Origin of the sequence: Streptomyces goshikiensis, assembly GCF_014650555.1 — a bacterium.
In the GTDB taxonomy this organism is placed as follows: domain Bacteria; phylum Actinomycetota; class Actinomycetes; order Streptomycetales; family Streptomycetaceae; genus Streptomyces; species Streptomyces goshikiensis.
The window spans coordinates 462,457-473,950 of record NZ_BMVE01000001.1 but is presented as its reverse complement, the minus strand read 5'-3'; the positions used below and the strand labels follow the sequence as shown (position 1 = coordinate 473,950).

Sequence of the window (11,494 nt, the reverse complement as noted above, 5' to 3'; positions counted from 1 at the left end):
CCGGACCCCCGCGCCTCAAACGCCGGCGGGGCTGGGTCTGCCCGGCGGGGCTGGGTCTGCTCGGCGGGCTGGATTGCCCGGAGGGCAATTTCAGCCCCGCCGGCGTTTGAGGCGCGGGGGCTCGGGGGCAGGCCCCCGCAACGGCGCCGCAGTGACGACACGACGACCAACGGAGGTACACGCATGGGGACTCGGCCGTACGGGACCGGCGAGGTCATCGGCGGGGCGGGCTGCGCCGGGGGCCTGCCGGACCTCTCGGGGCTGGATCTGGCCGCGTTGCGGGGGATCGAGCACCCCGTGCTCGCGCAGGTCATCGCCGGCATGGTGCAACGGGTCACGCATCCCGCCGAGATCCTCAACGCCTTCGACTCCGGAGTCGACTGACCCGAGAAGGGCCGGAGTTGACCGCTTTCCGCCGTTAGCCGCGCCCCCGGGCAGGGCAGGGATGGACAAGTCCGGAGGGAGGTGCGGCGATGAGGCAGACGGGCACGAGCGACGCCGTGCTGCCCGCCCACCGGTTCCACGCGCCGTGGCCGTACGTCCAGCTCGACGTGCCCGCCCTGCGCGCGGCCGGGCAGCGGCCGCACCCCATCCGGCAGTTCGTGCTCAAGACCCGCAGCCGCTGCAACCTCGCCTGTACCTACTGCTACGTCTACGCCATGGCCGACCAGGGCTGGCGCGACCAGCCCCCCGCCATGACCCCCGCCACCATCGCCCGCGCCGCCCGCCGGATCGCCGAGCACGCCGCCGCGCACCGGCTGGCCCGCGTCGACCTGGTCCTGCACGGCGGCGAGCCCCTGCTCACCGCCCCCGCCGGGCTCGCCGCGCCCGTCGAGGCCGTGCGGGAGGCGCTGCGCGAGCTGTCCCCGCAGACCAGGGTGACCGCCGCCGTCCAGACCAACGGCACGCTCCTCACCCGGGGCCGGATCGCCGCCCTCGCCGCCGCCGGGATCCGGGTCGGCGTCAGCCTCGACGGCGGGCTCCCCCTCCACAACGCCCGCCGCGTGGACCACGCCGGGCAGCCCGGGTTCGGCGCCGCCGCGCGCGGACTGCGGCTGCTCGCCCGGCATCCCGAGAGCTACGCCGGGGTGCTCTGCGTCATCGACCTCGCGCAGGACCCGGTGGAGACGTACGAGAGCCTGCTGGCGTTCCACCCGCCCTCGCTCGGCCTGCTGCTGCCGCTCGCCAACTGGAGCGACCCGCCGCCGGGCGGTCCGGGGGGCGGCGGCACCCCGTACGCCGACTGGCTCCTCGCCGTCTTCGAACGCTGGTGGCACGACCGCGTGCGCCGCACCCGGGTCCGCGTCTTCGAGGAGGTCATCGCCCTGCTGCTCGGCCTGCCCGCCGCCACCGAGACCCTCGGCCTCGCCCCCGCCAGCACCGCCGTCATCGAGACCGACGGCAGCATCGAACAGGCCGACTCGCTGAAATCCGCCTACGAGGGCGCCGCCGCCACCGGCCTCACCCTCGACCGGCACACCTTCGACGACCTCCTCGACCATCCCGGACTCGCCGCCCGCCAGCTCGGCCGGGAGGCGCTGGCCGACGGCTGCCGCTCCTGCGAGCTCGTCGAGGTCTGCGGCGGCGGGCACTACCCGCACCGCTACCGCGCCGGCGAGGGATTCCGCCAGCCGTCCGTGTACTGCGCCGACCTCAAGGTCCTGATCAGGCACATCGGCCAGGCACTGCACGAAGCCGCCCAACAGCCCCGGCAGGCCGCCTCATGACCCACCGCACCCACCACCACGACGCCCCCGCCCGAGCCGCCTCCGCGCCGCCGGGCGCCCTCTCCGCGTTCAGCGTCACCCACCACACCCTGCACGCCCTGGCCTCCACCGAGCCCTCCGCCGAGGGCAGCCGCCTGGTGAGCGACGTCCGCCGCTCCAAACGGCTCGTCCTGCTGCGCGCCGTCCTCGACGCCGCCCCCGGCGGGCCCGGCGGCGAGAGCGGCGAGCACTGGGCCCTGCTGGAGGAGGCCGAACGGCACGACCCCGCGGCGGTGCGCGACGTACTGCACTACCCGGCGACCGGGGCGTGGGCCGAGGAGACCCTGCGCCGGCTGCACGCCCCGTACGGGCCCGCGCCCGACCTCGGCCACCTCGGGGCGCTCGCCGTCGCCGCCGCGCTGCGCGCCGGGATCGGCTTCAAGGCCACCCTGCGGCCCGTGCACGGCCGGCTCGTGCTGCCCACCCTCGGGCTGCTGCGCCCGGCGCGCCCCGGCCCGCTCGCCCTCGACGAGCGCTCCTGGGACGCCGACGCGGACACCGCCGCCGGAGCCGCCGCCTCCGACGCGCTGCCCCTGCACGTCCTGCCCGGCGGGCGGACCGCCCTCGACGACCTCGACCCCTACCGGGCCCCCGCCGCCGGGCACCCCGCGCCCGTCCGGCCCGCCCGCAGGCTCACCCCGAAGGGCCACAAGCGCTGGGACACCCAGTGGTCCGGCGCCCTCACCCTGCTGGAGCGGTACGACACCGCCCGCGCGGAGGAGATCGGCCGGCTGCTGCGCTCCGTGGTCCCCCTCGCCGGCGGCTCCCGCTCCAACGGCGCCACCCTGCCCGCCGCCGCCGGCTCCCTGCTGGCCCGGGCGCAGGCCCCGCCCGCGCTCGCCGCGACCCTCGTGCACGAGGTCCAGCACGGGAAACTGGCCGCGCTCGCCGACATCCTCACCCTGCACACCGCCGACCGCACCCCCCGCTTCTGGGCCCCCTGGCGCAGCGACCCGCGCCCCCTGGAGGGGCTGCTGCACGGCGCGTACGCCCATCTGGCCCTGGCCGGGTACTGGCAGCGCGCCGCCCTCTACGGGGCCCGCGGCGCGTGGGCCCAGCACGCCCGGATCCGGGCCCAGGTCGCCGCCGCCCTCCCCGTCATCCGTGCCTGCCCGGAACTCACCCCCGCCGGGCGCGAGTTCACCGACGCCATGGCCGCCGCCGAGAAGGCCATGGACGAACTGCGCCCGCCCGGCGACCAGTACGCCACCGCCCGCCGGGCCCTGGACAGGGAACGGCGCGCCTGGTGCGCGGCGCACCCCGAACTCTCCGCCTTCATACGGGCCTGACGACCCGTCCGCTGCGATACCTTTCAACCCCGTCCACCACCGCCCGGAGCCCAGGGAGACGGCCCTATGACCGGTACCGGTAGTCGTCAGGACCGCGACTCGGCCGCGCGGCCGCAGCGGTTCGTCATCAGCTTCGCGGGCTTCAACCGCCCCTGGGCCGTGTGGATCGCCCACCGCCTGGAGGAACACGGCCACCGCGCCACCCTTCAGCGCTGGGACCCGCAGAGCACCCCGGGCGTCAGCCAGGCCCTCGACGACCTCGCCCGGGGCGGCGGCCGGGTCCTCCTCGTCCTCAGCGAGCGCTACTTCTCCGCCGGCACCCACACGGAGGAGGAGTGGAACGCCGCCCTGCGCGAGGTCACCGACCGCCACCCCGGCGCCTTCGCCGCCGTCTGCCTCACCGACGCGCCGCTGCCCAGCGCCGTCGCCGCCCTGGAGAAGACCGACCTGTGGGGCCTGGACGCGTACGAGGCCGAGTACCGCGTCCTGCGCCGGCTGGAGCTGCCCACCGACCGGGTCGGCGCCGAGACCGGCCGCCGGGGGCCCCGCTTCCCCAACGACCCGCCCGAGATCTGGGGCCGGGTGCCGCGCCGCAACCCGCGCTTCACCGGCCGCAACGACGTCATCGGCAGGCTGCGCGCCGCGCTCACCGACGCCCCGCCCGGTGCCTCCACGGTGACCCTGCTCGGGCTGTCGGGCGTCGGCAAGACACAGGTCGCCACCGAGTACGCCTACCGGTTCGCCTCCGAGTACGAGGTGGTGTGGTGGGTCCCCGCCGAGGACCGGCCCACGCTGCGCGAGCGGCTCGCCGACCTCGCGCCGGCGCTCGGCCTGCCGCGCGGGGCGGGCAGCTACGGCGAGCTGATCCGGGCCGTCCTGGAGGCGCTGCGGCGCGGTACCCCGTACGGGCGCTGGCTGCTGGTCTTCGACGGCTGCGACAACCCGGACGACCTCGCCGACCTGCTGCCCTCCGGCACCGGCGACGTGATCATCACCTCCCGGAACCGGGAGTGGGCCTCCCGGCACACCAGCCTCGTCGAAGTCCCGCTCTACGCGCGGCCCGAGTCGGTCACCTTCATCCGCCGCCGCGCCCAGCGCCTGACCGGCCCGGAGGCCGACCAGCTCGCCGAGGCCCTGGAGGACTACCCGCTGGCCCTCGACCAGACCGCCGGCTGGCTCGCCGACTCCCCGCTGAGCGTCGGCGACTACCTCGCGCTGCTGCGGCGCCGGCTGGACTCCCACGAGGCCGTCACCCTCTCCGACGACTACCCGCTGCCCTTCCCCACCGCGCTGGCGATACTCCTCAACAACGTGCGGGAGAACTTCCCCGACGCCCTCGCGCTGCTGCGGCTGTTCGTGTTCTTCGCGCCCGGGCGGGTGCCGCTGCGGCTGCTGCGCGAGTTCCCCGCCGACGACGTGCCCGAGCACCTGGCCGGGCTGATCAACGACCAGATCCGGTGGAACGCGGCCCTCAACAAGCTCGTGCAGTTCTCCGTGGTCCGCCTGGAGTACTCCGACCTCTCGGTCGAGGAGGGCGGCGGCGGGCTGGAGACCGTCCAACTGCACAGCATGGTCCACAACATCGTCCGCGAGAACCTCGGCGAGGAGGAGTCCGCGCAGCTGTCCCGCGCCGTCCGCCAGGTCCTCGCGGCCGCCGACCCCGGCCGGCCCTCCGACGCCCGGCTGTGGCCGCAGTACGCCGAGCTGATCCCGCACCTGGAGACCGCCGGGGTACTGACCAGCACCAACCCCCGCATCCAGGCCTTCCTGTTGCAGTGCCTGCGCTACCTGGCCCTCGCCGGGGAGTACCGCACCTGCATGCGGCTGTGCGAGGAGACCGACCACGTCTGGCGGTTCATGCTGGGCGAGGACCACCCCAACGTCCGCGAACTCGGCTACCAGTACGGGGGAGCGCTGCGCAACCTCGGGCTGTTCCGCCGTGCCGAGACGCTGACCCGCGCGGTCGCCGACCGGCTGAAGGAGGAGCGCGGCGAGCGCGACCTGGAGACGCTGCGGGCCACCGCCGCGTACGGGGGCGTCCTGCTGTGCATCGCCAAGTTCGAACCGGCGCGGGAGCTGTTCGAGCACGGGCTGGCGACGTACCGGGAACTGCTCGGGGAGGACGACTCCACGACCCTGAACGCCCAGAACAACCTGGCGGCGACGTACCGGCTGCTGGGGCGCTACATGGACGCGTACGAACTGGACCTGGACACCCTGCGGCGGCGCGAGCGGGTGCTGCGCGCGCAGCACATCTCGACGCTGTCCTCGGGCATCGCCTGCGCGATGGGGCTGCGGCTGATGGGCCGCTACCGGGAGGCGCAGACCCGCCAGGAGCAGGGGCTCAAGCTCAACACCCAGGTGCTGGGCCCCGACCACCCGCAGACCCTGCGGGCCGAGCACAACCTCGGCATGTGCCTGCGCCGGTCCGGGGACATCCCGGGCGCCGGGCTGCGGCTGCGGGGGGTGTGGGAGCGGGCCACCCGGGTGCTGGGGGTGGACTACCCGTGGACGCTGATGGTCGCCTCCGACTACGCGACCTACCTGCGGGAGTACGGGGACGTCGGCGAGGCCCGCCGGATCTCGGAGCACGTGATCCGCGGCTACCAGTCACAGCTGGGGCTGGCCCACCCGTACAGCATCGGCACGGTCGGCAACCTGGGGCTGGTGCTGCGGGCGCAGGGCGAGCGGGCGGAGGCGCTCTCGCTCGCGGAGCAGGCGCTGGTCGGCATGCGGGGCGCGCTGGGGGACCTGCACCCGTGGACGCTGGGCTGCGCCCTGAACGCGACCGGGCACCGCAACATCACGGGCCGGCTGGAGGACGCGCTGACCCTGAGCCGGGAGACGCTGCGGGGCGCGGAGCGGGTCCTGGGCCCCGACCACCCGATGACGCTGAGCGCGCAGATCGCGCTGGCGGCCGATCTCCGGTCGGTACGGGAGGACGAGGAGGCCGCGAAGCACGAGGAAGCCGGCATCAAGGCCCTCACCCGCACCCTGGGCCCGCAACACCTCCACACGGTCGTCGCCAAACAACGCACCCGCCCGTACTGGGACTTCGAACCCCAGCCCTAGCCAGACCCCGCGCCTCAAACGCCGGCGAGGCTGGATTTGCCGGCCGGGGATGCCGGAAGGCCCGGTCCCCTTGGGGGCCGGGCCTTCCTGTTCAAGCCAGCGCAGCGGTTACGCCTCGAAGACCTCGTTCATCAGCAGCTGCTGCTCCGCCTGGTGGCGCTTCGCGGAGCCCACCGCCGGAGAGGAACCGTGCGGACGCGACACGCGCCGCAGGCGCTCGGCCGCCGGGACCTCCGCGCCGACCGCCAGGTCGAGGTGGTCGATCAGGTTCAGCGCGATGAACGGCCACGCACCCTGGTTCGCCGGCTCCTCCTGCGCCCAGATGTAGTTCGCCGCGTTCGGGAACTTGGCGATCTCCGCCTGGAGCTCCGCACCCGCCAGCGGGTACAGCCGCTCGATGCGGATGATCGCGGTGTCCGTGATGCCGCGCTTCTCCCGCTCGGCCTCCAGGTCGTAGTAGACCTTGCCCGCGCAGAAGACGACCTTGCGGACCGCGTTCGGGTCCACCGTCGCGTCGCCGATCACCGGACGGAACGCACCGCTGGTGAACTCCTCCGCCTTCGACGCCGCCGCCTTCAGACGCAGCATCGACTTCGGGGTGAAGACGATCAGCGGCTTGTGGTGCGGGTTGTGGACCTGCCAGCGCAGCAGGTGGAAGTAGTTCGACGGCAGGGTGGGCATGGCCACCGTCATGTTGTCCTGCGCGCACATCTGGAGGAAGCGCTCGGGACGCGCGGACGAGTGGTCCGGGCCCTGGCCCTCGTAGCCGTGCGGCAGCAGCAGCGTGACGCCGCTCGTCTGGCCCCACTTCTGCTCCGCGGAGGAGATGAACTCGTCGACGACGGTCTGCGCGCCGTTGACGAAGTCACCGAACTGGGCCTCCCAGAGGACCAGCGCGTCCGGGCGGGCCAGCGAGTAGCCGTACTCGAAGCCCATGGCCGCGTACTCGGAGAGCAGCGAGTCGTAGACGTTGAAGCGGGCCTGCTCGTCCGACAGGTACTGCAGCGGGGTGTAGTCCTCGCCGGTCTCGCGGTCGATCAGCACCGCGTGGCGCTGGCCGAAGGTGCCGCGGCGGGAGTCCTGGCCCGACAGGCGGACCGGGGTGCCCTCCATCAGCAGCGAGCCGAAGGCGAGGGTCTCGCCCATGCCCCAGTCGATGGTGCCCTCGTCGATCATCGCCGCGCGGCGCTGCAGCTGCGGCAGCAGACGCGGGTGCACGGTGACGTTCTCGGGGATGTTGACCTGGGACTCGGCGATCGCCTTGACGACGTCCTGGGAGACCGCGGTGCTCACGGCGACCGGGAAGTCGCCCTGGCCCTGGGTGCCCGGGGCGGCCGGCGGGGCGACCGCCGGCTGCGTGGCGGCCTCGCGGACCTCCGCGAAGACCTTCTCCAGCTGGCCCTGGAAGTCCTGGAGCGCCTGCTCGGCCTCTTCCAGGGTGATGTCGCCGCGACCGATGAGGGACTCGGTGTACAGCTTGCGCACCGAGCGCTTCTTGTCGATCAGGTCGTACATCAGCGGCTGCGTGAACGCCGGGTTGTCCGACTCGTTGTGACCGCGGCGGCGGTAGCAGATGAGGTCGATCACGACGTCCTTGTTGAACGCCTGGCGGAACTCGAAGGCGAGGCGCGCGATGCGGACCACGGCCTCCGGGTCGTCGCCGTTCACGTGGAAGATCGGCGCCTCGATCATGCGGGCCACGTCGGTCGCGTACATCGAGGAACGCGAGGACTCCGGGGCGGCGGTGAAGCCGACCTGGTTGTTGATGACCACGTGCACGGTGCCGCCGGTGCGGTAGCCGCGCAGCTGCGACATGTTCAGGGTCTCGGCGACGACACCCTGGCCGGCGAAGGCCGCGTCACCGTGCAGGGCCAGCGGGAGGACGGTGAAGTCCGTGCCGCCCTTGTTGATGACGTCCTGCTTGGCGCGGGCGACACCCTCCAGGACCGGGTCAACGGCCTCCAGGTGCGAGGGGTTGGCGACGAGCGAGACCTTGATCTGCTCCCCGTCGAGGCCCGTGAAGGTGCCCTCGGCGCCCAGGTGGTACTTGACGTCGCCGGAGCCGTGCATCGACTTCGGGTCGAGGTTGCCCTCGAACTCGCGGAAGATCTGCGCGTACGACTTGCCGACGATGTTGGCCAGCACGTTCAGGCGGCCGCGGTGGGCCATGCCGATGACGACCTCGTCGAGGCGGGCCTCGGCGGCGGAGTCGATGACCGCGTCGAGCAGCGGGATGACGGACTCGCCGCCCTCCAGGGAGAACCGCTTCTGGCCGACGTACTTCGTCTGCAGGAAGGTCTCGAAGGCCTCCGCAGCGTTCAGGCGGCGCAGGATCCGCAGCTGCTCCTCGCGCTCCGGCTTGGAGTGCGGGCGCTCGATGCGGTCCTGGATCCAGCGGCGCTGCTTGGGGTCCTGGATGTGCATGAACTCGACGCCGGTGGTGCGGCAGTACGAGTCGCGCAGCACGCCGAGGATGTCGCGGAGCTTCATCATCGACTTGCCGGAGAAGCCGCCGACCGCGAACTCGCGCTCCAGGTCCCACAGGGTGAGGCCGTGCTCGGTGATGTCGAGGTCGGGGTGCTTGCGCTGCTTGTACTCCAGCGGGTCGGTGTCGGCCATGACGTGGCCGCGGACCCGGTAGGAGTGGATCAGCTCGAAGACGCGGGCGGCCTTGGTGACGTCGTCGTCGTGCGAGGCGTCGATGTCCCGGAGCCAGCGGACCGGCTCGTACGGGATGCGCAGCGCCTCGAAGACGTCGTCGTAGAAGCCGTTCTCGCCGAGCAGCAGGTTCGCGACGATGCGCAGGAACTCGCCGGAGGCCGCGCCCTGGATGACCCGGTGGTCGTAGGTCGAGGTCAGGGTCATGACCTTGGAGATGCCCAGCTTGTTCAGGGTGTCCTGCGAGGTGCCCTGGAACTCGGCGGGGTAGTCCATGGAGCCGACGCCCATGATGACCGACTGTCCGGGCATCAGGCGGGGCACGGAGTGGACGGTGCCCAGGCCGCCGGGGTTGGTCAGGGAGACCGTCACACCGGTGAAGTCGTCCATCGTCAGCTTGCCGACGCGGGCGCGGCGGACGATGTCCTCGTAGGCCTGCCAGAACTCGAAGAAGTTGAGGGTCTCGGCCTTCTTGATGCCGGCGACGACGAGCTGGCGGTCGCCGTTGGGCTTCACCAGGTCGATCGCGAGGCCGAAGTTGACGTGCTCCGGCTTGACCAGGGTCGGCTTGCCGTCCTTCTCCGCGAAGGAGTGGTTCATGGCCGGCATGGCCTTGATCGCCTGCACCATCGCGTAGCCGATCAGGTGCGTGAAGGAGATCTTCCCGCCCCGGGCGCGCTTGAGGTGGTTGTTGATGACGATCCGGTTGTCGAACAGGAGCTTCACCGGGACGGCGCGGACGGACGTGGCCGTCGGGACGTCGAGGGAGGCGTTCATGTTCTTCGCCACGGCGGCGGCCGGGCCGCGGAGCGTCACCAGTTCGGGGCCCGCGGGGGCCTCGGTGGCGGGCGCGGCCTTCGAGGCGGCGGGGGCGGCGGCCGGAGCCTTGGCCTGAGGGGCGGGCGCGGCCGGTGCGGCGGCCTGGGCCTGGGAGGTGACAGTCACAGCAGGGGCACCAGAGGGGGTGGCAGGAGCAGGGGCAGGAGCTGGCGACACGGGCGTCGGCGCGGCCGTCGAGGGGGCCGCGGCGCGCGCCGCCCCCGTGGCGGCGGCGTCGGCGGCCTGCGGGGCCTTGGCGGCGGGGGCGGCGGCCTGTGCGGAGGCGCCGTCCGTCGTCGTGGAGGACTTCTCGTTCTCATCCGCCTTGACCGGAGTGGCGGCGCCGCCCGGCTTGTAGTCGGCGAAGAAGTCCCACCAGGCCCGGTCGACCGAGTTCGGGTCCTGGAGGTACTGCTGATAGATCTCGTCGACGAGCCACTCGTTCGCGCCGAAGCCTGAGGCGGGGTTCTTCCCGCCCCCTGCTGCTTCGGTCGTGGTGCTCGGGTTACTGGGGGACTGTGGCGACACGGCGGCAACCGCCCTCTTCCGCTTCACAAGGTATGGACAGCGGGAATAAAGGCTACGCCTCCCGAACCGCTGGATGCAGACCGGGCGGGACTTACGTCGCGTAGGTCACATCGAACGGCGGGTTTCGCCGCCTGGAATGGCGGGAAACTAGCGTGGTTCGGGTAGGGGGCACCCAGGTTGCGGCCCCCTTGGCTTCGCACCCCTGACGGACCCCGGCGCATGTGGCCGAGATCATGTCCTTCCCACTCGAACCCTACGTCAAGGTGACGCCTGGGAGCTGCCCGGAAGGGTGACGAGGATTCGGCAGCCCCGTGACGATTCGGCCACGCCGATGTGCCCTCCGTGCAGTTCCACGGCCCAGCGGGCGATGGCCAGGCCCAGGCCGGTGCCGCCGTCGCCGCCGCTGGAGCTGCCCCGGTTGAACCGCTGGAAGACCCGGTGCCGCTCCGCCTCCGGGATCCCGGGGCCCTCGTCCCGCACCTCCACGGCCAGGCTCCCGGGCGCGTCGCCGGGCCGGGCGCGGACGGTGACCCGGCCATGGGTGGGGCTGTGCTTGACCGCGTTGTCGATCAGGTTCGCCACCACCTGGTGCAGCCGCTCCACGTCCGCGTACGCGGTCAGGTCGGGCGGGAACACGTCCAGGTGGAGGTGGACGTCGTTGCGGGTGTGCCCGCCCGAGCCGGTGGACAGCCCCGGCCGCCCGGCGGCCGCCAGCCCCGACTCCTTGAGCACCCCCGACAGGTACGGCCACACCTCGAAGCGGCGCGCCCGCAGCGGCACCACCCCGTTGTCGACCCGGGACAGGTCCAGCAGGGTGCCCACCAGCCGGCCGAGCCGCTCGGTCTGCTTCAGCATCGTGCGCATGGTCTCGGGATCGGCGGCCGAGACCCCGTCGACGACGTTCTCCAGCACCGCCCGCAGCGCCGCGATCGGGGTGCGCAGCTCGTGGGAGACGTTGGCGACCAGCTCCTTGCGGTGCTGGTCCACCGCCTCCAGGTCGTCGGCCATCAGGTTGATGGTGGAGGCCAGGTCGCCCAGCTCGTCGCGGCGGCCCGCGCCGCGCACCCGGCGGGTGTAGTCGCCGCGGGATATCGCCCGCGCCACGGTGGTCATGTCGTCCAGCGGCGCGGTGAGGCTGTGCGCCACGAACTGGGTGATCAGCATCGAGGCGATCACCGAGAAGACCGTGATGAAGCGCAGCTCCGTCGCGGTGCGCAGGGCGACCAGCAGCAGGCCCGTCGTGATGAAGACCGAGACCACGACGAGCGTGCCCAGCTTGGTCTTGATCGAGAACGGCGAGAAGGGCCGCAGGCCGTTCGCCGGGCGCGGCCGGCCCGCGCCGTGCCGGAGCCCGCCGCTCGG

6 protein-coding genes are annotated in these 11,494 nt (G+C 72.9%); 4 read left to right on the top strand and 2 right to left on the bottom strand.

Annotated elements, in window-relative coordinates:
* Window positions 1-183 precede the first annotated feature (183 nt).
* The 4 genes from fxsA (at window position 184) to fxsT (ending at window position 6,127) form a co-directional block, all read left to right on the top strand.
* A complete protein-coding gene (gene fxsA, locus IE248_RS02100) occupies window positions 184-384 on the top strand; it encodes an FxSxx-COOH cyclophane-containing RiPP peptide (protein WP_037798119.1) in 201 nt (66 codons plus the stop codon).
* Window positions 385-473: 89 nt separating this feature from the next.
* The gene (locus tag IE248_RS02095; protein WP_190029846.1) at window positions 474-1,727 is read left to right on the top strand and encodes an FxsB family cyclophane-forming radical SAM/SPASM peptide maturase; all 1,254 of its coding nucleotides are present in this window, start codon (window positions 474-476) and stop codon (window positions 1,725-1,727) included.
* On the top strand, window positions 1,724-3,055 hold the full coding sequence (locus tag IE248_RS02090) for an HEXXH motif domain-containing protein (protein WP_124289300.1): 1,332 nt from the start codon (window positions 1,724-1,726) through the stop codon (window positions 3,053-3,055). The genes IE248_RS02095 and IE248_RS02090 overlap by 4 nt, the downstream gene beginning before the upstream one ends.
* Before the next feature lie 66 nt (window positions 3,056-3,121).
* Window positions 3,122-6,127: an FxSxx-COOH system tetratricopeptide repeat protein gene (gene fxsT, locus IE248_RS02085; RefSeq protein ID WP_100582668.1), complete on the top strand. Its 3,006-nt coding sequence runs from the start codon at window positions 3,122-3,124 to the stop codon at window positions 6,125-6,127.
* Window positions 6,128-6,235: 108 nt separating this feature from the next.
* Here fxsT and IE248_RS02080 read toward each other — a convergent pair whose 3' ends face one another.
* Together IE248_RS02080 and IE248_RS02075 are read right to left on the bottom strand one after the other, a co-directional pair.
* Window positions 6,236-10,132 (bottom strand): multifunctional oxoglutarate decarboxylase/oxoglutarate dehydrogenase thiamine pyrophosphate-binding subunit/dihydrolipoyllysine-residue succinyltransferase subunit, encoded by a 3,897-nt coding sequence (locus IE248_RS02080; protein WP_073798240.1) that lies wholly within the window; start codon window positions 10,130-10,132, stop codon window positions 6,236-6,238.
* A gap of 258 nt (window positions 10,133-10,390) precedes the next feature.
* On the bottom strand, window positions 10,391-11,443 hold the full coding sequence (locus IE248_RS02075) for a HAMP domain-containing sensor histidine kinase (RefSeq protein WP_073798443.1): 1,053 nt from the start codon (window positions 11,441-11,443) through the stop codon (window positions 10,391-10,393).
* Window positions 11,444-11,494 lie beyond the last annotated feature (51 nt).

Coding starts and splice junctions, on each gene's coding strand:
- fxsT (WP_100582668.1), top strand. CDS start 3,122: ATGACCGGTACCGGTAGTCGTCAGGACCGCGACTCGGCCGCGCGGCCG.
- fxsA (WP_037798119.1), top strand. CDS start 184: ATGGGGACTCGGCCGTACGGGACCGGCGAGGTCATCGGCGGGGCGGGC.
- IE248_RS02095 (WP_190029846.1), top strand. CDS start 474: ATGAGGCAGACGGGCACGAGCGACGCCGTGCTGCCCGCCCACCGGTTC.
- IE248_RS02090 (WP_124289300.1), top strand. CDS start 1,724: ATGACCCACCGCACCCACCACCACGACGCCCCCGCCCGAGCCGCCTCC.